This is a genomic window from Aquimarina sp. MMG016 (assembly GCF_018100805.1).
GTDB lineage: Bacteria > Bacteroidota > Bacteroidia > Flavobacteriales > Flavobacteriaceae > Aquimarina.
The window spans coordinates 37,895-59,806 of sequence record NZ_JAGJEA010000016.1; the positions used below are offsets into that span (position 1 = coordinate 37,895).

At 33.2% G+C, this 21,912-nt stretch carries 22 protein-coding genes and 1 tRNA gene; 12 read left to right on the forward strand and 11 right to left on the reverse strand.

What is annotated here, in order from left to right; translation table 11 throughout:
- Positions 1–9 precede the first annotated feature (9 nt).
- Positions 10–489, forward strand: coding sequence for a hypothetical protein (locus J8M14_RS20810; RefSeq protein ID WP_211076756.1), 480 nt, complete (start codon positions 10–12; stop codon positions 487–489).
- Positions 490–547: 58 nt separating this feature from the next.
- On the opposite strand, the gene J8M14_RS20815 is transcribed toward J8M14_RS20810, so the two are convergent.
- From J8M14_RS20815 to J8M14_RS20835, 5 genes are all read right to left on the reverse strand, one after another.
- Positions 548–1,768 (reverse strand): GAF domain-containing sensor histidine kinase, encoded by a 1,221-nt coding sequence (locus J8M14_RS20815; protein WP_211076757.1) that lies wholly within the window; start codon positions 1,766–1,768, stop codon positions 548–550.
- Between the two features lie 126 nt (positions 1,769–1,894).
- A complete protein-coding gene (locus tag J8M14_RS20820) occupies positions 1,895–2,782 on the reverse strand; it encodes a glycogen-binding domain-containing protein (RefSeq protein WP_211076758.1) in 888 nt (295 codons plus the stop codon).
- A 74-nt stretch (positions 2,783–2,856) separates the two neighbouring features.
- Entirely contained in the window at positions 2,857–3,840 is a 984-nt protein-coding gene (locus J8M14_RS23435) for a retropepsin-like aspartic protease (RefSeq protein WP_211076759.1), read from the reverse strand.
- 48 nt (positions 3,841–3,888) lie between these two features.
- Positions 3,889–3,993: a GIY-YIG nuclease family protein gene (locus J8M14_RS20830; protein ID WP_211076760.1), complete on the reverse strand. Its 105-nt coding sequence runs from the start codon at positions 3,991–3,993 to the stop codon at positions 3,889–3,891.
- Positions 3,994–4,038: 45 nt separating this feature from the next.
- Positions 4,039–4,112: transfer RNA gene (locus J8M14_RS20835), tRNA-Met, on the reverse strand.
- A 148-nt stretch (positions 4,113–4,260) separates the two neighbouring features.
- Between J8M14_RS20835 and J8M14_RS20840 the strand changes: the two genes are divergently transcribed.
- Positions 4,261–4,653, forward strand: coding sequence for an START-like domain-containing protein (locus J8M14_RS20840; protein ID WP_211076761.1), 393 nt, complete (start codon positions 4,261–4,263; stop codon positions 4,651–4,653).
- A gap of 63 nt (positions 4,654–4,716) precedes the next feature.
- Positions 4,717–5,568 carry an aminotransferase class IV gene (locus J8M14_RS20845; protein WP_211076762.1) on the forward strand — a complete coding sequence of 284 codons (852 nt, stop codon included), beginning with the start codon at positions 4,717–4,719 and terminating at the stop codon, positions 5,566–5,568.
- A 5-nt stretch (positions 5,569–5,573) separates the two neighbouring features.
- Here J8M14_RS20845 and J8M14_RS20850 read toward each other — a convergent pair whose 3' ends face one another.
- The 5 genes from J8M14_RS20850 to J8M14_RS20870 all read right to left on the reverse strand — a co-directional run bounded on the left by J8M14_RS20850 (position 5,574) and on the right by J8M14_RS20870 (position 10,137).
- On the reverse strand, positions 5,574–6,134 hold the full coding sequence (locus tag J8M14_RS20850; protein WP_211076763.1) for a YqgE/AlgH family protein: 561 nt from the start codon (positions 6,132–6,134) through the stop codon (positions 5,574–5,576).
- A 132-nt stretch (positions 6,135–6,266) separates the two neighbouring features.
- On the reverse strand, positions 6,267–6,539 hold the full coding sequence (locus tag J8M14_RS20855) for an HU family DNA-binding protein (RefSeq protein WP_211076764.1): 273 nt from the start codon (positions 6,537–6,539) through the stop codon (positions 6,267–6,269).
- A 186-nt stretch (positions 6,540–6,725) separates the two neighbouring features.
- Positions 6,726–7,673, reverse strand: coding sequence for a methionyl-tRNA formyltransferase (fmt, locus tag J8M14_RS20860; protein ID WP_211076765.1), 948 nt, complete (start codon positions 7,671–7,673; stop codon positions 6,726–6,728).
- 4 nt (positions 7,674–7,677) lie between these two features.
- Complete coding sequence (locus J8M14_RS20865) at positions 7,678–9,579, reverse strand: ATP-dependent DNA helicase RecQ (RefSeq protein ID WP_247672724.1); 1,902 nt, start codon at positions 9,577–9,579, stop codon at positions 7,678–7,680.
- Entirely contained in the window at positions 9,580–10,137 is a 558-nt protein-coding gene (locus J8M14_RS20870) for an ATP-binding protein (RefSeq protein WP_211076766.1), read from the reverse strand. It lies immediately after the preceding gene.
- Positions 10,138–10,315: 178 nt separating this feature from the next.
- On the opposite strand from J8M14_RS20870, the gene J8M14_RS20875 reads away from it, so the two are divergent.
- The 7 genes from J8M14_RS20875 (at position 10,316) to murA (ending at position 17,123) form a co-directional block, all read left to right on the forward strand.
- Positions 10,316–10,777 (forward strand): (2Fe-2S)-binding protein, encoded by a 462-nt coding sequence (locus J8M14_RS20875; RefSeq protein ID WP_211076767.1) that lies wholly within the window; start codon positions 10,316–10,318, stop codon positions 10,775–10,777.
- 19 nt (positions 10,778–10,796) lie between these two features.
- The gene (locus J8M14_RS20880; protein WP_211076768.1) at positions 10,797–12,950 is read left to right on the forward strand and encodes a molybdopterin cofactor-binding domain-containing protein; all 2,154 of its coding nucleotides are present in this window, start codon (positions 10,797–10,799) and stop codon (positions 12,948–12,950) included.
- 1 nt (position 12,951) lies between these two features.
- Complete coding sequence (locus J8M14_RS20885) at positions 12,952–14,007, forward strand: XdhC/CoxI family protein (protein WP_211076769.1); 1,056 nt, start codon at positions 12,952–12,954, stop codon at positions 14,005–14,007.
- On the forward strand, positions 13,985–14,596 hold the full coding sequence (locus J8M14_RS20890) for a nucleotidyltransferase family protein (RefSeq protein ID WP_211076770.1): 612 nt from the start codon (positions 13,985–13,987) through the stop codon (positions 14,594–14,596). Before J8M14_RS20885 ends, J8M14_RS20890 begins: the two co-directional genes overlap by 23 nt.
- A gap of 80 nt (positions 14,597–14,676) precedes the next feature.
- Positions 14,677–14,961 (forward strand): DUF493 family protein, encoded by a 285-nt coding sequence (locus J8M14_RS20895; protein WP_211076771.1) that lies wholly within the window; start codon positions 14,677–14,679, stop codon positions 14,959–14,961.
- Positions 14,962–15,124: 163 nt separating this feature from the next.
- Positions 15,125–15,766 (forward strand): DUF4290 domain-containing protein, encoded by a 642-nt coding sequence (locus J8M14_RS20900; protein WP_211076772.1) that lies wholly within the window; start codon positions 15,125–15,127, stop codon positions 15,764–15,766.
- 43 nt (positions 15,767–15,809) lie between these two features.
- On the forward strand, positions 15,810–17,123 hold the full coding sequence (gene murA / locus J8M14_RS20905) for a UDP-N-acetylglucosamine 1-carboxyvinyltransferase (RefSeq protein WP_211076773.1): 1,314 nt from the start codon (positions 15,810–15,812) through the stop codon (positions 17,121–17,123).
- Between the two features lie 87 nt (positions 17,124–17,210).
- On the opposite strand, the gene J8M14_RS20910 is transcribed toward murA, so the two are convergent.
- Positions 17,211–19,097: a PAS domain-containing sensor histidine kinase gene (locus tag J8M14_RS20910; protein WP_211076774.1), complete on the reverse strand. Its 1,887-nt coding sequence runs from the start codon at positions 19,095–19,097 to the stop codon at positions 17,211–17,213.
- A 237-nt stretch (positions 19,098–19,334) separates the two neighbouring features.
- Between J8M14_RS20910 and J8M14_RS20915 the strand changes: the two genes are divergently transcribed.
- Both J8M14_RS20915 and J8M14_RS20920 read left to right on the forward strand, forming a co-directional pair.
- Positions 19,335–19,907, forward strand: a complete 573-nt coding sequence (locus J8M14_RS20915; RefSeq protein ID WP_211076775.1) for a Crp/Fnr family transcriptional regulator — start codon at positions 19,335–19,337, stop codon at positions 19,905–19,907.
- 187 nt (positions 19,908–20,094) lie between these two features.
- Entirely contained in the window at positions 20,095–21,909 is a 1,815-nt protein-coding gene (locus tag J8M14_RS20920; RefSeq protein ID WP_211076776.1) for an acyl-CoA dehydrogenase, read from the forward strand.
- Positions 21,910–21,912 lie beyond the last annotated feature (3 nt).

Sequence of the window (21,912 nt, forward strand, 5' to 3'; positions counted from 1 at the left end):
AAACCAATCATGAAAAGAATTGTTTTAATTACTTTCTTAAATCTAGCTGCGTTATTAGCTGTTTCTTGTAAAAAAGACCCTAAAACTGATAAAATAGAAGTTAAAGAAGAAGTTCAGGACACAATTCCTGTTATGCAAGTTGAAGATGAAAAACCATCTGTTAAGAAAGTAACAAAGAAAAAGAAGAAAAAGAAAAAAACTACTCCAAAGAAAGTGATTAAAGTTCCTCCTGGAGCTCCTACATTTGATGATACTGAAGCTAGAAGATATGTAAGGGATTATGAGGCATATGTAGCACAGTATAAAAAGGCAGTGGCTGCTAATGACATGGATTCATTTCTTAAATTAAGTGACGCTAGTAGTAGCCTAAATAGACAATATAAATCCCTTATTACTAAATTATCTTCTGAAGAAATGGATAAAATGGTGAAATATATGGAGAAAAAGACAAAGCAAATTGATGAGTTAACTAAAAAGATGTATGATTAATTAATTATCAATAAAATATTGATTCATAAAAGCCTTCTTTATAGAAGGTTTTTTTGTTTTATGCTTTGGTTTCAGGTATAATTTTAGCCATGGAAAATGTAAATATACTTCCTTTTCCTTCAATCGAAAACACAGAGATTTTTCCGCCAAGGTTTTTGACTATTTTCCTTACAGTGGCCAATCCAATACCCGTACCTATATTGCCACTGTTATCCTCAACTCCAACTACAGAGAATAGATCAAAAATTTTATCTAAATCACCTTCGGGTATGCCATTACCATTATCTTTAACAGCAAATTCGTAAGTATCTTCATTTTCAATTATCTTAATATCGATAATTGCTTTTAGTTTAGAATTATATTTAATCCCATTAGTTATTAGATTTATTAAGACTTGCATTAAAGCAGCTTTGTTGGCCACAAACTTTTTTACATTACTTTCAATACTAAAAGTAACTTTGTGTTCAGAGTCTGTTATCTTTTTTAATTCTTCGATTAAGTTGTCTATATGGATTTCTTCCTGTTTACTATATATTAGGTCGTCACTTTTATAAAACCTTAGTATACCATCAATATAATCTTTGAGGGAATATGATGAAGTTTTTAAATATTCTAGATATTGTAAGGATACTTCATTAAGTATGTCTTTGTTATCATCTTCTAAAAGCTCTGTTAGTAAAATAATATTGGCTAGTGGAGATTTAAGATCATGAGAGACTATACTAGCAAATTTCTTAAGGTCTTCATTTCTTTTTTCTAATCTATCCCGAAGTTTTATTAATTTTAAGTTTTGATATCGTTGTTCAAATAAATTGACTACTTGTTTTGACATCGCTAACAATGCCTTTTTTTGTTCAGGAGTAAGTTTTCTTGGTTTAGTATCATATACACATAAAGTACCTAATTTATAACCATCTGAATCTACTAAAGGGGCTCCTGCATAAAAAATAGCTTGATGTTCTGTAACTAAAGGATTACCATGAAAACGTTCATCTTCTCTAGAATCCTCTATAATGGTTATTGGATCTTCTGAATTAATAGCGTGACCGCAGAAGGAAATCTCTCGTGGAGATTCATTAAATGGGATTCCGTGATGTGATTTTAAAAAGTTTCGATCCTTGTCTAATAAGGTTATTAGAGATATCGGCGTTTCGCAAATATATGACATTAAAGAAGTGATATTATCATAATTTTCCTCAGGTAAAGTATCTAATAATTGATACTTTTCTACAGCAACCTGTCGATGTTTTTCATTATCAGGAAATTTGGGTGCTTTCATAAAAACAAATCTAAAAAATAATTTAGTGTTTAATGTTTAATATTTTAAAAACAAACGGTTTAGATTGTTGTGCTTAGAGGTTTTTTTAAGGTTATTCTTGAATATTAGTGGGAATGCTAATAGGCTTTATTTCACCATACAAACAGAATTAATATTCCCTTCAGCATCATATTCTTTAACAGGATTATCAGGGTCTACAATCCATTGATCATCAATAATATACTTATAATGATGTTTTCCTCCTGAAAGTGATACAGTATATTTCCATCCGTTTTTAGTCCTAATCATTTTGTAGTTGTTATCTGACCAATTATTAAATGATCCTGCCAGAATAACTTTTTCAGCATTAGGATAACCATTTAGTATAAAATCTACAGGAACTTTGATGTTAAGAATAGAATTATATCCTCCAAATTCATTTGTTGTTTTATACAAATTATGTGGATCAGCTATCCACTGACCATCTACAATAAATTTATACTGATACTCTCCAGGCTTCATTTGTAATTTTAAACTCCACCCATCTTCCGTTTTATTCATTAAAAACAGATTTTCATTCCATTTATTAAAACTTCCGGATACAACTACTTTTTTTGCATTTTGATACCCTTTTAGTATAAATGATGCATTCCCTAAGTCATGAGGGTAGGCAGTATACATTTTAAGATTATAAACATTTAATCTGCTACCATTTTTAGTAGCTCTAACAATGTTTTTGTCTTCATCAGAAGGTTCTGCCCAATATGAATTATTAATTACAAATTTAAACTCCCAAGAAAATTCATCTGTAAAATCTGTTATTTTTTTTCTAAGCTCATATATATTCTCATCTACCTTAGTCATTTTCCACTTCTTGGTAGACCACTTGTTAAACTCCCCTGAGACTACTACATTCTCGATATCCAGGTCGTCGAAATCGTATTTTTTACCACTCTCATCAGAAGTAGCTTTGTCATAATCTCTTCTGTCAAAAGAAAAGACAATCTCATCTCCTTCAACTCTATACCCTTTCATGGTATCCTGTTGGGCATAGGATTGTGCGTTAGTTAAAAAGATAACTATGTATATAATATATAGGCTAAATTTCTTCACTGTCTTAATATAGGATAATCTATGAAATATAGCTTTTCTTTTTGATAATTAATAATAGTTCTTTTTTGTGCAAAAAACTCATAACCTAATACACCATCTAGATTGGTGCCAAAAGCTTGGTTCATTTTATGAAGATTTGTTAACACTGTATTCATGGGACCAAAATATATGGTTTTACTCAGTTTAACCCTATACAATTTTCCTGCCATAACTTCTATCATACCATTACCAGCCCCCATTAGTGTTAATCGTTTTTTTGGATAAAATGATTTTAAAGCATCTTTGTCCAGGTCTTTATTAATTTGATTGAATTCTGCTGCACTATCTACACCAAAGGTAACTTTTTTATCATTTATAAAGCCTTCAACCACTATGGTGTGTCTTCTTAATTTGAAATCTATGCTATCAACAATTTTTTCTAAATATATTCTATTTTGATCTAGTTTATTTCCGTAACGATCCACTTTTGACAAAGTGATTTGATTAAGATGTAGATCGATAAAAACTTCGTAGTCTTTTAAAATATCATATCCGATGATACCTAGTAAATGCATTTTTTTACTTTTCTCAATATGGGATAGATCAATAACATCTGAATTTTTATTTTTTAAACTAAAATTATGTAGAATAAATTCCTGAAGTCTTTTCTCAAAAGGATTTTCTATATTATCTATTACTCCTGAAGCTTGCTGTTTTTTTACCTTATTGCGGTGTCGTAATGGAAAATGAACTTTGTTCAGTAATAATGCTTCAGAGCCTGTATCTATGATAAAGTTTCCTTTTTTGTTAAGTAACTCAGCTTCAACAACGATTAGGCGATCAATAAGCTTAAAAGGAATACGGGCTGTATGATCGTTTAGAATTTCGGCTTTAGAAAAGGTGATATTATCTTTTTCTGAGAAAGCATAATTATAAACTGTGTTAGCATAATTGACTGCAGCTAGTAGAAATATTATTATGGTTGTTAAGGTTTTGTACACACTTAATAGACAATCTAAAAGTGTTTTAGTTACGATTTTAAGGTTATTTTATGAATTATGTGACCTAAAACGAGTAATCAAATCCGAAGTATATCCAGTATAGTGTTTGTTATGCTTTTCTGAATACAATATGTAGACTATAAATTCTTCCATAAAACAAAAAAAGCCCTTAAAAATAAGGGCTTAAACGAATTAGTGTAGCGAGAGGGGGGCACGATCCCCCGACCTCTGGGTTATGAATCCAACGCTCTAACCAGCTGAGCTACCTCGCCAAATAGATGCTACATCATTTTAATTCGGGTGCAAATATAAAAACAAAATATATTGCAGCAAACAATAATGCATAATTAATTTTTTTTTCATTGGAACTTTTAAAGTCGATAATTAATCTATATATTGGCTTTCCAACAATTATTTAATATGTCAGATAAAACAAAATACGAGCTTGAATTTGTTGTTCAATCTTCTCCACAACTATTATATCAATATATATCTACCCCTTCAGGACTATCTGAATGGTTTGCCGATAATGTCAATTCTAGAGGAGAATTATTTACTTTCATTTGGGATGATTCTGAAGAGGAAGCGAAGCTTTTAAGTAAAAAGACTGGAGAGCGTATTAAATTCAGATGGGTAGCTGATGAAGAAGAAGGAGATGATTACTTTTTTGAGTTGCGTATTCAGGTAGATGAGATCACTAAAGATGTTTCATTAATGGTTACGGATTATTCTGAGGACGATGAATTAGATGAAAACAAAATGCTTTGGGAAAATATGATTGGTAACCTTAAACATGTTTTAGGTTCGGCATAAATCCTGTAGTTAATAATGTATATTTGTCCCTTTTAACAACTAAAAGTTATAAGGGACTTTTTTATGGTTAGCATTAATGGAAACTTACTAGATAATAATGAGGCTAAGTTATCTATAGATAATAGAGGATATGCATATGGGGATGCAGTTTTTGAAACTATAAGAGTGAATTCCGGATCTATTCTTTTTTGGGAAGATCACTATTTTAGGTTAATGGCTTCTATGAGAATTTTGCGAATGCAAATTCCTATGAAGTTTACTCCAGAGTTTTTAGAATCAGAAATTATAAATTTAATCACGGAAAATGGGTTACTTAACTCTTCAGTTAGGGTTAAAATAATCATCAATAGGGTTTCTGGGGGATTATACACACCGGATAAGAATGAAGTAGATTATGTAATATCGGTTTCCAAATTATCTACTAATTTTTATACAATATCAGAAGACAGTTATACAGTGACTCTTTTTAAAGATCACTATGTGGCTCCGGATCTTCTTTCTACACTAAAATCTAATAATAAGCTGGTCAATATTTTAGGGGGTATTTTTGCAAAGGAAAATGGTTTTGAAAATTGTCTGTTACTGAATACTAATAAAATGGTTCTGGAAGCTATAAATGGTAATGTTTTTCTGGTAAAAGGAAATACAATCAAAACACCTCCCATAGATGATGGATGTTTAAAAGGAGTATTGAGAACTCAATTGTTGAGAATTTTAGAAAAACTAGAGGAATACCAGTTAGAAGAAGCCTCTATTTCTCCTTTTGAGCTACAAAAAGCAGATGAACTATTCATTACCAATGTGATTGGTGGAATCATACCTATAACAAAATTCAGAAAAAAAGAATACAAGAATACCGTGAGTAGAAGGTTGTTAGGAATACTTAATTCCAGAATACGACTAGGAGATAAGTAGTATTGTTAATTAAGGCTTGGGTTTTCAGGAGAATTTGACCAAAGTAGATATTCGCCTCCGAGTTCAATCATTTTTTCTTTCCAGAAAGTATCATATGATTTACCGAAGATGTTTTTCTTATAGCTGTTTTCAACAATAACCCAGGAATTAGCTTCGAGTTCTTGGTTTAATTGTTCTGCATCCCAGCCGGAATATCCTAAGAAAAATCTAATCTCGCTTGGTGTGATTTTATCTTCAGCTATTAATTGAGAAACTACAGAAAAATCTCCACCCCAATATATTCCAGCAGAAATCTCTACACTATTAGGAATCAGATGAGGTATTTTATGAATGAAATATAAATTATCTTGTTCCACAGGTCCTCCATTATAAATTTTAAAATCAGCTTCAATTTCTGGTACTAAGTCTGAAAGAGCATATTCAAGAGGTTTGTTCATGATAAACCCAATAGAACCTTGATCACTATGATCAGCAAGAAGCACCACAGAACGATTAAAAGAAACATCACCAATGATTGATGGTTCTGCAATTAGTAGATGTCCTTTTGAGGGTCTAAGTGTTATCATTTGGTGGTTTTAATCATATTAAATCTAAATAATTATTTCTAATAATCAAAGTGGTTACTGATATTTTGTGGTTTTTCCATAAAAAAAGCCTCCTATTTAGGAGGCTTTTTAATAATATCGAAAACTAACTGATTAGTTTACTGAATTTGACAAATCAGTACCAGCCTTAAACTTCACAACGTTTTTAGCAGCTATCTTGATAGTTTTACCTGTTTGTGGGTTTCTACCTTCTCTTGCAGCTCTTTTAGAAACTGACCAAGATCCGAATCCTACTAAAGAAACACGACCACCTTTTTTAAGTGTACCTTCTACATTTCCTAAGAAAGATTCTAAGGCTTTTTTAGCCGCTGCTTTAGTGATTCCAGCGTCAGCTGCCATTGCATCGATTAATTCTGTTTTGTTCATAATTTTGTTTTTAAATTAATTGTTGGTTAAACCAATCTTTTGTTAAACGCTCTACAAATTTATACGGATTTATGATTCGTGCAAGGATTAGCCCAGTAAATACGGGGATTTGTTAATAACTCAAGGTGATTGTTAATAAACAAGACTGTTTTTTGTAGGTTTTCCTACTCTAGTAATAACAGGGGTTTAGCCCATTTTAGCATCTCGGTAAAAAACGTAACCGTTTAATAACGATTTAGCATCCATTGCCTTTTTTCCTGGAAGTTGAAGCTTATTTACAATTATATATCCTTCTTTCACAGCTACTTTAATAATAGAATCTTCTACAATAATCTTTCCTGTTTCGTGTGTATGATTTTCTTTTTCGCAATTTGCGTCATATATTTTTATAGATTGTTCTTCTCCTTTATTATATAGTAGAGTCCAGGCTGCCGGATAAGGACTAAGTCCTCTAATAAGGTTGTAGGTAGTCTCTAAATCAGCATTCCAATCTATTTTAGTGTTTTCTCTATTGAGTTTATATGCAGTTTTGAAAGAAGCATCTTTAGGTTGTGGTTGTAAGGTAATATTATCATTCTCTATGGCCTTAATAGTTTCTATTACCAATTGAGCACCTTCAGTCATTAATGTATCGTGCAATACTCCTGCAGTATCTGTGGGGGCAATTGAAACTTCATTTTGAAGTATAATATGTCCGGTGTCAATTTTTTCATCAATAAAAAAGGTTGTGATTCCCGTTTTTTGTTCTCCATTAATTACTGCCCAATTGATAGGCGCTGCACCTCGATAATCCGGAAGTAGAGAAGCGTGTAAGTTAAAAGTTCCGTACTCAGGCATATCCCAAACTACTTTAGGTAGCATTCTAAAGGCAACAACAATATTAAGGTTAGCATTTAAGCTTCTAAGCTCTTCAATAAAACTCTCATCTTTTAAATTAGTAGGTTGAAGAATAGTTAAGTTTTGTGATAAAGCATATTCTTTAACTGCTGAAGCTCTTAGTTTTCTGCCTCTTCCTGCTGGTTTATCGGGAGCCGTAATGACACCAGCCACATTATAATTATGTTCTATAATAGTTTTTAAGGTTTCTACGGCAAAATCCGGAGTGCCCATAAATACAATTCGTAAGTCTCTCATTATTTTATACTAGCTGATAGTTATTATCGTGATTGATTTTGATGATTTGGTGTTCATTCATTTCTCTAAGGATTTCCAAGGTCAGATGCTCGGGATATTCTAATTGTGTGATCAAATCTCTTGAAGATAAGTTTTTTTCCCTTAATAACCTTATGATATCTCTTTGAATTTCTTCTATATCAGATATCAGGTTTTCATTCTTTTTTGAAATACAAAAACTACAAATACCACAATCATTTGTTTCTTGTTCTCCAAAATAGAGCAGGAGTTGCCTACTTTTACAGATGGTATCATTTTCAGTAAAGCTAATCATTGCTTTTACTTTATCTATTTTAGACGCGTTTTGTTCTTGTAGATGGTGTTTTATTCTATTAATAGTATGATCATCTTCACGAGGGACTAGAAATATAATCTCTGCATCCGAAAGCTTATGGTTGAATTCTATAAGTTCAGCATCTTTTAGTTTATTCAGCGCTGAAATTATTTCCTCCTCAGGTTTATTTATTTTTGAAGCGATTAGGGATATATTAATATTTACTTCTTCATCAAAAATTCCACTATAGGTTCTCAGAATAGCTTTAATTGCTGTTTCATATTGTGTATTGTTTGATAAGAAATTTAGTATTTGATTTCCCGTAGTTAGTACGTGTAGAGTGCTTTTTTTTGTAAATCGCTGCGTAAATCTAATGACGCCAAATCGATCAAGAAATTGTAATGCATTATAGGTAATTAGCGTATTTAATTCGTAAGTTTTACAAAATTTATTAAAATTAAAATCATGAATGCTTTGTTGTCCTTCTCCATAAGATATTTGGAAGTAGTTACATAACTTACGATAAACTAGTTTTACAGCATCCGCATCTGGTAATACTTTGATGAATTGGTTATTTAGTCGATGGATATCATTTTCATTTTTCAAAAGAAAACCAAATGAAGTAACTCCATCACGTCCTGCTCTTCCAACTTCCTGAAAATAGCTCTCCAGGCTTTCTGGGATATTATAATGAATAACTGTTCTTACATTAGGTTTGTCAATCCCCATACCGAATGCATTAGTGGCAACCATGACTCTGGTTTCATTAGATAACCATTGATGAAATCGTTTGGTTTTATCTTTTGAGTCTACACCTCCGTGATAAAAAGCAGCTGTTACACCACTATTGTTTAGAAAATCACTAATTTCTACTGCAGATTTTCTGTTTCTTACATATATAATAGAGCTTCCTGGATTTTTGTTCAGTATTTGAATAATCTTATAGTTTTTATCCAAAACTTCTTCTACGTGATATCCTAGATTGGCTCTAAAGAACGATTTTTTAAATTTTTTAGGTTGAAAAAGATCTAACTCCTGAATGATATCATCTACTACTTTAGAAGTAGCTGAAGCTGTCAAACCGATTATTGGAACGGCAGGATGAATTTCTCTAAGAATTTTGATCTTCTTGTAAGAAGGTCTGAAATCATTACCCCATTGTGATATACAATGTGCCTCATCTACAGCAATTAGATTGATGTTCATTTGTTTTAATCTTTCCTGAACTATATCTTGTTGTAGCCTTTCTGGTGATAAGTATAAAAATTTATAATTACCATAAATACAATTATCGAGTAGAGTGTCTAATTCAGTATACTTGATTCCACTAGGTAAAGCAATAGCTTTAATTCCTTTTTCCTGTAGATGCTGCACTTGATCCTGCATTAAAGCAATTAAAGGAGAAATCACTATACAGATTCCGTCTTTAATCATTACAGGAACTTGAAAACAAATAGATTTACCTCCTCCTGTTGGGAGTAATGCAAATACATCATTGCCTTCTAATACAGAATCAATAATTTCTTTCTGTAAGGGTTTGAAACTATTGTATTTCCAATATTGTTGTAATATTTGTAACGGAGATTGGATCAACTATTTGATGTTTTTAAGAATAAAATCATTTCGTTCTTTTACTGTTCCAAAGGGAACTTCAATACATTGGTATCCAAATCTGCTGTAAGTCTCTAATAAATGATTATGGATTTCCTGAGCTTGTTCAAAGCTTTCATAACGTTCTTCATCTGATACATAGATTTCTTTCCAGGGAGGTAATAAGAAAATATGATCATAGGTGTTTGTTTTACAAGCTTGCTTAAAATCATCTTTATATGATTGTCCGAAATAATCCATATATGCCAGAACATCCGGAATCCCCCTGTCATAGAAAAGAATATGGTCTTCTTTGAATTCCGCATCATTAAACTGCTGTATCCTACCATTCAAAATATCGAGGTTAAATTTATAGGGATCCGATACTGATACAATAGGATTAGATGTAATAACTGTAGAATCGCCATTGTTCTTGGCCTCTTGGGTCATTGTACGAATAATTTCATGAAAGCAGAAAAAATTTGCTTGTTCAAGCTTTACGATAACAGAAGTTTTACCTGTGCCTGGTGCTCCTGTAATAACAACTCTTTTTTTAGTCAAAGGAATGATTTTGATACAAATTTCGGAATTATAATATGAATTTAAAAATCATATTAAGATTACTATAAAGCTCTGTTAAAGTTAGAAGCTGCTAATGAAATTTTAGTAACTTCATTAGCAATTCTTAGGCAATTGCTTTATTTAGACTAGTTAAATACAAATCATAAAATCAAAACTCATGCCTGTTTACAATTTAAAGATAAATGGTCAGCCACTTTCTGTTGAGGCTGATGAAGATACTCCTTTATTATGGGTCCTTAGAGATCATCTGGATATGGTAGGTACCAAATTTGGCTGTGGAATAGGTCAATGTGGAGCCTGTACTGTACATATAGACGGATCTGCTACCAGAAGCTGTTTACTGCAGGTTTCTAATGTTGGAGACATGGAAATTACTACTATCGAAGGTTTGTCTGAAGATGCTTCACATCCTGTTCAGCAAGCTTGGAAAGAAGTTGATGTACCACAATGTGGATATTGCCAGGCTGGACAAATGATGTCAGCTGCCGCTTTTTTAAGTCAAAACTCCAATCCCAATAAAACAGAGATTAGAGATGCGATGAGTGGTAATATTTGCAGATGCGCTTCTTATAATAGAATAGAAAAGGCTGTAGAGCTTGCGGCCAGTAAAATGAGCTAACCTATTTAATCGTACCAAAATGAAAAATATTGTATCACCTTCTTTCAGTAGAAGGTCATTTATAAAAACATCGGCATTGGCCGGAGGAGGAATGTTAATTGGGTTTAATTTGTTTCAAGCCTGTAAACCTGAAGCTGAACCGCCAGTAGATATTTCTCAATTGAACTTTAATGATTTTAATGCATTTATTAAGATTGCAGATAACGGAATGGTGACCATTTTTTCACCAAATCCTGAAATTGGTCAAGGTGTAAAGACATCAATGCCTATGCTCATTGCAGAAGAACTTGATGTAACTTGGGAAAATGTACACGTGGTGCAAGGTGCTTTGGATACTAAAAATTTTACAAGACAAGTTGCAGGAGGTAGTCAATCTATTCGTCACGGATGGGAACCACTGCGTCAAACAGGAGCTACAGCTAGACAAATGCTAATTAATGCCGCAGCCACTAAATGGGGAGTCGAAGCTTCTAGTTGTAAAACAGAGAATGGAGTTATCATAAATGCTAATGGAGATAAATTAGGGTATGGCGAAGTTGTTAAAGAAGCTGCAGCTCTTAAAGTTCCTGAAAATGTTACTTTAAAAGAAGTTAAGGATTTTAAAATCATAGGAAGGGATGCCGGGAATGTAGATATTGATAAAATTACCACAGGTAAACCACTATTCGGATTAGATTATAAAGAAGAAAGTATGTCAATTGCTTCGGTATTAAGACCGCCAGCTTTTGGCAGAAAGTTAGAAAGTTTTGATGATACTGATGCCAAAGGGGTAAAAGGAGTTCAGGAAGTAATTAAATTCGGAGATAAAATTGCAGTTCTCGCAACCAATACCTGGGCAGCAATGAAGGGTAAAAAAGCTTTAAAAGCTAATTGGGTTGAAGAGACAAAAGGAGAAAGTACGGAAGAACATGATAAGATTCTTACGGGTTTGCTTAATGGTACGGAATTTAATACGATGCGTGCAGATGGAGATGTAAAAAAAGCTTTTGCAGAAGCAGACCAGGTGATAGAGCGAGTTTATGAATCGCCGTTTCTACCTCATAACTGTATGGAGCCGATGAATTTCTTTGCAGACGTGACAGATGATAATGTTCGTTTGGTAGGGCCGATACAGACTCCTGCAGGTACTGCAAGAAGAGTTGCAGATTTGCTTAAAAGAGATCCGGAACAGGTAACAGTAGAAATGACTAGAATGGGAGGTGGTTTTGGTAGAAGACTGTATGGAGATTTTGCTTTAGAAGCAGCAGAGATATCCAGTTTAGCCAAAAAACCTGTAAAAGTGGTTTATTCCCGAGAAGATGATATGTCTGCCGGAATATATCGACCTGCTATAAAATATAAAATCGCAGCCTCTGTAAAAGATGGCGAAATGACTGGCTATCATCTTAAGGAAGCTTCTATAAACTCTAATATGTATGGATTGATTCCTCATTTCTTTCCGGCTGGTGCTATAGAGAATTACCAGGTTGATGTAGCTAAGTATGACAGTAACATTACCACTGGGGCTTGGAGAGCTCCTTATACTAACTTTTTGTCTTTTGCAGAGCAAAGTTTCTTCGATGAGGTCGCAGAAATATTAGAAATAGACCGTATAAAACTTCGACTAGATTTATTGCAAAAAGTAAAGGGTACTAAAGACGAAAATATTCAATATTCTCCGGAACGATTGGAGGCAGTAATCAAAATGGCTGTTGATAAATCTGGGTGGGGTAATGCTAAAGAAGGAGTATTTCAGGGATTCAGTGCTTATTATTGCCACAATACTCACGTTGCTGAAGTTGCGGATGTGGTGTTAAAAAATGATATTCCTATTGTAAAGAAGGTTACTTGTATTGTGGATTGTGGAATCGTCGTTAATCCTCTCGGAGCCAAAAATCAAATAGAAGGTGGTGTAATTGATGGTGTTGGGCATGCAATGTATGGAGATTTTTCTTTCAAAAATGGAGAACCAGAAAGCAAAAACTTTGACAAATATCAATTGATACGAATCAATGAAACTCCGGTAGTAGAAACGCATTTCATAGAAAATGATATTGCACCTACAGGACTTGGAGAACCAACATTACCACCGGCTGGAGCAGCTGTAGCTAATGCTATTAAGGCAGCAAAAGGTATTCGTTTATACAAACAGCCATTTATAAAGCATATGAAAACTAAAGCTCCGCTAGGATAGTATGACACACGAATTCAAAGAAATTATTACAGCATATACTGAAGCCAAGCAGCAGGGGATACCTGCTGTTATGGCTACTGTTGTTGATGTTGAAGGCTCATCATATCGAAGGCCCGGTGTAGGAATGCTTATTCTGAAAAATGGTTACATGGTAGGCGCCGTTAGTGGAGGATGTGTTGAAAAAGAAGTGCTTCGTCAATCACAATATGTTTTTGATACCGGCAAACCTAAAATCATGACCTATGATGGTAAATATCGTTTAGGCTGTGAAGGTGTTTTATATATTTTGTTAGAAACTTTTACAGTTAGTGATATTGCTATTGAGATGATAAGAAAGCAGTTTAAGTCCAGAAAATCTTTTGGAATAAAGTCTTTTTATTCTAAAGAAGATCAACTTAATAATCATATGGGTTCTGTTTTAAGTTTTGATAATATATCTGAGATTTCGTTTTCAGATAAGAACCAACCAGACATTGCTTTAGATTGTTTTCAGAGGAATATGAAAGCTTGTTTTCAACTTATAATTATTGGAACGGAGCATGATGCTATGCAATTATGCAAGTTAGCTTCTGCGACAGGATGGGAAGTTACTGTGGTATGCTCTGCCAAAGATCCTAAGACCTTAGAAAGTTTTCCTGGAGCACAAACAATTCTAAATACAACTCCCGAAGATTTATCCATTCAGAATATTGATGACCAAACAGCTATCGTTTTAATGAGCCACAATTTTGCCAAGGATTCTCTATATCTTCAAGCTATAAAAGATGAACAACCTGCATATATAGGATTATTGGGTCCTGCTAAGCGTAGGGAAAAATTATTAAATGCTTTTATAGAATACGATCCTGATGTTTCTGAAGAGTTTCTGGAAAGCATTCATGGACCTGCCGGATTGAATCTGGGAGCAGAAACTCCTCAGGAAATTGCAATTTCTATAATTGCCGAAATTTTATCTGTAATTAGAAATCAAAAACCCATACCATTACAGGATAAAAAGGGAGCTATCCATGACGATCCTAAAAGGAAGAGTATAGATGCCTATATTACAAAATCATAAGATAGCTCATTTGATATTGGCTGCTGGATCCTCTAGCAGACTGGGTAGACCAAAGCAATTACTTCCCTGGAAAGGACTGACTTTAATAGAACATGCCATTGCTCAATCCTTACAGTTAGATCAAGTATCAACTTATGTGGTTTTAGGAGCATATTTTGATTTGATTCAAAAAGAAATTGATGATTTTCCGTTAACCATAGTATATAATAATGATTGGAAATCAGGTATGGGATCTTCCATCAGTTTTGGTATAAAATCTATACTACAAGAAAATTCGTCATACGATGCAGTTTTAATTTCACTAGTTGATCAGCCGCTATTAGAAGCTGAGCACCTTAGTGAGTTAATTTCCGAGTTTGTCAAGAAGCCAGATCAGGTTATCGCCACGGGGTTATCAAAAAGAGTAGGTGTTCCGGCTATTTTTCCGTCAAGTTATTTTGAAGAATTATCTAAATTAAAAGAAGATTTTGGCGCAAGATATATCCTTAAACAATATAAGGAGTTTGTAGATGTGGTTTCAGATTCTGGTAAAGGAATAGATATCGATACCTTGGAGCAATATCAAATCCTGTCTAAAAATAACACTTAGACTTCAACTGTCATAAATCATACTTAGTTTTTATAAAAGATAACCCGTATCTTTGGCTAAAAATTTGCCTAGGTATTGATATGACGGATCAAGAAGAGTTTTATAAAAAATTAAAAGTGCAATTAGCAGATACTGCACTATGGCCTAATACGTATTTGTACAAGTTTATAGTTCCTACTGACACTGATAAAATAGAACAGATAAAAGATATATTTGATAATTTAGGCGCTGTAATTAACACCAAACAATCCAAAAATGGTAAATATACCAGTGTATCAATTAATGTACGAATGAAAAACCCTGATCAGGTTATTATTAAGTATAAAGAGGTTTCTGTTAAGGTAGAAGGTGTAATCTCTCTATAAACAATAAAAAGAGACTACTTTTTCATTATATAATTGATGTAGTTATAAATTTGAAACTTTTGTTTTCAAAGCTTATCATACTTATATAATTTTATTATTTTGCAAAACGAATTACTTTTATCACAAAGTCCGTGGGTAAAATACTTCACTATTATAACATTTTATGGATATTAATAATTTAGAATACAATACAGAGCGCGAAAAGCTCATCATACCAGAGTATGGTCGTCATTTACAAAAAATGATCAACTATGCCGTTTCTATTGAAGATAGAGAAGAACGTAATAAGGTTTCCAAATCTATTATTGCCGTAATGGGTAACTTACAACCTCATTTACGCGACGTTCCTGAGTTTCAGCATAAGTTATGGGATCAATTGTTTATTATGAGTGATTTTAAACTTGATGTAGATGCTCCTTTTCCTGTTTTGACAAAAGAAATACTGGAAGAAAGACCAGACCCACTTAAATACCCTCAGAATCACCCAAAATATCGTTTCTATGGTAATAATATCAAAAGGATGATAGATGTAGCTATTAGTTGGGAAGAAGGAGAATTAAAAACTGCTCTTACTTACACTATCGCTAATCATATGAAAAAATGTTATCTAAACTGGAATAAAGATACCGTAGAGGACGCTGCCATTTTTGACCATCTGTTGGAATTAAGTAATGGTAAAATCAATCTAAAAGGAAGTAGCGAAGATCTTACAGATGCTACTGATCTAATGAGAGGTAAAAAGAAGAAACATTCTAATACTGGTGGTAAAAAGAACTATCGTAGTAGAGGTAAAAAACGTCATTAAATTTTAACCAACCAGATTCAATAACCACTAACTAATACCATACATGGGTACTTTTCAGATAGAAGGAGGCCACCAGCTTAAAGGAGAAATTACTCCTCAAGGAGCTAAAAATGAGGCTTTACAAATTCTTTGTGCAGTATTATTAACTCCAGAAGAAGTTATTATTTCTAACATACCTGATATCAGGGATGTAAATAAGTTAATCGAAATTTTAAAAAACCTAGGCGTAAAGGTTCAGAAATTAGATAAAGGGAAATATTCTTTCAAGAGTGATGAGCTTGATCTCAATTATCTCGAAAGCGAGAAATTTAAAAAAGAAGGAAGTGGTTTAAGAGGATCAATCATGATCGTTGGACCATTACTTGCTAGATTTGGTAAAGGATATATTCCACGACCCGGGGGTGATAAGATAGGAAGAAGACGTCTAGATACTCATTTCGAAGGTTTTATCAACCTCGGAGCAGAATTCAGATATAATAAAGAAGAACGTTTTTATGGGGTTGAAGCTCCAGAAGGGTTAAAAGGAACACACATGTTGTTGGATGAGGCTTCCGTTACAGGAACTGCTAATATCGTAATGGCAGCAGTTCTTGCTAAAGGTATTACTACGATCTACAATGCTGCTTGTGAACCATATTTACAACAGTTATGTAAGATGCTTAACTCTATGGGAGCAAAGATTACTGGGGTTGGGTCTAATTTATTAAATATTGAAGGAGTAGCATCTCTTGGAGGTTGTGAGCATAGAGTATTGCCCGATATGATAGAAATTGGTTCATGGATCGGTTTGGCGGCAATGACTAAAAGTGAAATTACTATCAAAAATGTAAGCTGGGAAAATCTTGGCTTAATTCCTAATACCTTTAGAAAACTTGGAATTACTGTAGAGCGCGTAGGAGATGATATTTTTATCCCTGCACATAATGATGGTTATGAAATCGAAAGTTATATAGATGGATCATTTATGACCATTGCTGATGCTCCTTGGCCAGGTTTTACACCAGATCTATTGAGTATTGTATTGGTAGTAGCTACACAGGCTAGAGGAGAAGTGATGGTACATCAAAAAATGTTTGAGAGTCGTTTATTCTTCGTTGATAAACTAATTGACATGGGAGCAAAGATTATATTGTGTGATCCTCATAGAGCTACCATTATTGGACATGATTTTAAATCTACATTAAAAGCAACTACTATGGTTTCTCCTGATATCAGAGCAGGGATTTCACTGTTAATAGCGGCTTTAAGTGCAAAAGGTACTTCTACCATTCATAATATAGAACAGATAGATAGAGGATACGAAAATATAGATGAACGTCTTAGGGCTATTGGAGCTAAGATTGTTAGAATGGATTAATATTTTTTATAAATAAACTTTAATGCCTTTCTTAAAAGCTAAGAAAGGCATTTGTTTTATATAAATTTTTTAGAATAGTATGGAATCCTATGATTTTCTAGAATATGGAATAGTGAAATAGAATATAGATCCGAGCCCTTCTTTACTTTCTAACCAAATTTTACCATTCAGCATTTCTACATAAGCTTTAGCAATGGATAAACCAATTCCAGCACCTTCCAGAGCAAAACGGCCTTCTATATCGGCTTGTACAAATCGATCAAAAATAGCTTTTTTTCTATTGTCAGGGATTCCAATTCCCGTATCTTTTACAAAAAAGCGTAAATATTTTCCATCTACTTCGTATCCAAATTTAATTGATCCTTCATTTGTGTATTTAATAGCATTTTTTACCAGATTGGTTAATATAGCGTTGAACTTTTCTTTATCGGTACTGAGTATTGTATTCTCATCTGGTAATTCATTACTAAAGGAAAGTTGAATTCCTTTTCGATCTGCTTCGGGCTTAAAAAACCGGTATAAATATGCTACTTGCTCATTAATATTTACATCAGATAGATAAAGTTTTACTTGATCGGCTTCGATTTTAGAAATGTCTATAATATCTCTAATAATATTGAGCATACGGCGCCCACTTTCTTCGATTAAACTAAGATATAATTGTTGATCGTCACCACTTAATTTTGGTTCTTTTAGTAATTCTGCAAAACCTAGAATCCCATTCATAGGAGTTCTGATTTCATGACTCATATTTGCTAAAAATGCAGATTTCAATCTATCACTTTCTTCCGCCTTTTCTTTTAGCCTGTTTAGTTGTTGTTCGTACTCTTTAATAGTAGTAATATCAGTAATAGTTCCTACATATCCTATGATATCTTTATTTTCATTATACTCTGGGATTGCCTGACCTAATACCCATTTAACAGAACCATCAGGGCGTAAAAATCTATATTCGGACTTAGAAGGTCGTTTTTTATTTGCGTCATCATACCACCCTTTTAGTAATCTATCTCGATCATCAGGATGTACAGCATTGATCCAACCATCATTGAGAGCTTCTTCATTGGATAGTCCGGAAATAGTACACCATTGTGGATTTACAAAAGTAGTTTTACCATCCGATCTTGTCATAAATATTCCTACTGGAACAAGATTAGTAAGTGTAGAATATCTATTTTCACTTAATTGAACAGCCTTTTCTGCAACTTCATATTTTTGTTTATACGTTAGGGTATGATATATATCTTTAAAAGTACGATTGGCATTATTAGATGTAGATGTTTCTTTTTCAAAATATTTCAGATAGATTGTGAATATTATACTATAAAATAACCCGAAAAAAGTTTTAGATATTAATCCTGAGATAAGGATACTCAACATGTTTTCGAAATACCAAAAAGATCCCATAGTAAATACTATGGCATCAAAGCTTAAGACTAATAGCATTGTAATGCAGATACGCCAAAAAAGATTTGAAATATGTTTTGAAATAAGTTCAAAAATAAAAATGATTAAAACTGAATCAATAAACAATACTATTGTTCCAATAAATAGTACATAGGCGCTGGTATCAAAAAACTTGGTTGAAATGTTCATGGGATTCACCAGCTCTGAATCTCCAATATTCCAGCTAAAGGAAATCAAAAGCGTAGACATAATAATATTAGCTACAAGTAGAGCATATATTAATTTACGAGCTTCTATAGCATCCTCTTTTATATAAATAAGCAATACAGCAAATAAGCTGCAGGCAAATAATACAGAGGAACCAGGAGAAACTAAGACATCTTCTGAAATTTGAAAATATATAGTACTCGCCAAAAAAAATTGCATAAACTGAAAAAGCCCCAATGCCGCAAATAAAGGGCCAATACCCATAATCTTTCTTAATCGAAATAAGAATATAATTAATAGAGAAACAATTAGACCTTGAAAAAGTAAAACTGATATTTGATAAAAATTAATGGTATCCATAGAATCAAATTCTCAAAATTGGATAGATTTTGTGGGGTTAATAATAAAGTTTGCAAAGATAGTTTTTTATTTCATGTTTATAACGGAGTATTTTGTTTTTTAGAGTTTTATTTGCTGGAATACAAAGAGTTGGTTAGAAATTAACAATTGTTTAATTGATTTTATAAGGATAGATTTATGATTTACCTTTGTCCCGTGCAAAATATTTTGTTCTTTCGTTAAAAACAGTAATCATTCTTGGAAGACCTAAAGAAAACCATACGATCTTTTACCCATGTTAGTGACTCTGACATGGAATTTGGGCTTCAGTTTTATAAAAATGAGGTGTACAAAAAAGGCAGCTTTCTTATTCAACCTGATCAGTATATGTACAATTTTTATTTTCTAAAACAAGGTTGTGTGTCGTATTATACTATAGAGGAAGGTACAACTAGAGTTATGGAGTTTTTTACTGAAGGTTATTTTTTTACAGATTTATATCCTTATATAGAAGAGATACCCTCAGAGTCTTATCTTGAAGCATTAGAGGATACAATCGTATATGCTATCTCTAAAACAGATGTACAAAAAGTGTTTGATTATTCACATGCGTTAGAGCGTTTTGGGAGATTGTCTATGCAAAAAACATTCGTGATAAATTTTCAACGTATCAATCAACTTAGAAACCTTTCTAATCAAGAACGGTATCTGCAATTATTAGAAAAGAGACCTACACTATTTCAGAGAGTTCCTCAATATCTAATAGCATCATATTTAGGGTTAACACCAGTAGGACTTTCCAAGATTCGTAAACGTTTAAGTCAGAAATAGTAATTAAATACATGTTGTTTTTAAAGCTTAACTTCCTTATAACGAAGCCTTTTAGTTTTAAGAGAATTTGTTAAATTGTTAAGACTTTCTAAAACTTGATATTTATTAAACCAGTTTAATAAGAATCTATCAAATATTCCCGAACTTTATTGTGTAATCAATAATTAACTTCTAAAATTATCACACAATGGCTAAAGAATATATAGACTTCGAAACCTTAAAGTATCTTCTTCATGAAGTGCATGACTTAGAAGAAGTGTTACAACAAGATCGCTTTGCTGATCATGATAAAGAGTCATTAAATTTGTTTTTAGATTCAGTTAAGGAGTTCTCAGACCGTGAATTGTTTCCATACTTCAAAGAAATGGATGAAAAACCTGCTTATCATAAAGACGGTGCTGTTATTGTACATGAACAAGTAGGAGTGATGATGAAAAAAGGAGGAGAGATGGGACTAATCTCCGGAACATTTGATTATGAAGCTGGCGGATTACAATTGCCTATGATGGCATATACCGCATCGGCTTTTATTCAGGATGCAGCTAATAATCATTTGCCAGGATATGTTGGCCTTACACTAGGTGCTGCAGAATTGATTATACATTTTGCAAGTGAAGAGTTAAAAGATACTTATGTTCCAGATATGCTTTCTGGTAATTGGGGAGGAACCATGTGTTTGACAGAACCTCAAGCAGGAAGCTCATTATCTGATGTGGTAACAAAAGCAGTTCCAGCAGAAGATTGTTCTTATAAAATTACCGGACAAAAGATTTTTATTTCAGGTGGTGATCACCAATATGCAGAAAACTTTGTACATCTGGTATTAGCCAGAATCGAAGGTGCGCCAGCCGGAACTAAGGGTATTTCTTTATTTATTGTACCAAAAAAACGTCCTGATGGAAATGGAGGTCTGGTATCTAATGATGTAACGACAGTAGCGGATTTTCAAAAGATGGGACAGCGGGGTTACTGTACGACACATTTAGGTTTTGGAGATGCAGATGACTGCCGTGGATGGTTAGTTGGAGAAGCTCATCAAGGTCTTAAATATATGTTCCTGATGATGAATGGTGCCCGTATCGCAGTAGGTCGTGGTGCAGCCGCAATTGCCACCGCTGCTTATCAGGCATCATTACAATATGCAAAAGAACGCCCTCAAGGAAGAAAACTGGCTAGTACAGGTAAAAAAGATCCTGAACAAGGTCAGACATTGATCATTAACCATCCAGATGTGCGTAGAATGTTATTATTACAGAAAGTAATTGCAGAAGGTTCATTGAGTCTGGTGATGTTGGCTTCAAAATATTATGATTTAAAAGAAACACTTAAGGATAAATCTGAGAAAGAGAAATATGCACTATTATTAGAATTGATTATTCCTATGGTAAAGACGTATCCTTCAGATATGGGTGCACATACTGTTTCTAACGGTTTACAAGTATTAGGAGGATATGGTTTCTGTTCAGATTTTATACTACAACAATATCATAGAGATATTAGAATCTTCCCGATCTATGAAGGAACAACAGGAATTCAATCTCAGGATTTATTAGGTAGAAAGCTTCTCATGGAAAATGGTAAAGCATTAGAGTTATTGACTGCAGAAATTATGCAAACGATTCAGGATGCTTCTAAGTTTGATGATCTAAAAAGTCATGCAGGAAAGCTAGGTGAGAAGTTACAATTAGCTCAGAAAGTAATAGGTTTCTTAGTAGGTTTTGCACAAAAAGGAAATTATGAACGCTTCTTAGCTGATGCTACACCATTTATGGAATTTCTAAGTACAATCACTATGAGTTGGATATGGTTAGATATGGCATCTCATGCAAAAAACGCTTTGGTTACAGGAGATAAAACACATAGTGAAGATTTCTACGAGAGTAAAATCCACGCTATGAAATTCTTCTTTAAATATGAATTACCTAAGACTAATGGTTTAGCTGAAATTTTGATGGATGAAGAAGTCTTAACTATAGCGGGAGAAAAGGAACTTTTCAACTAATTT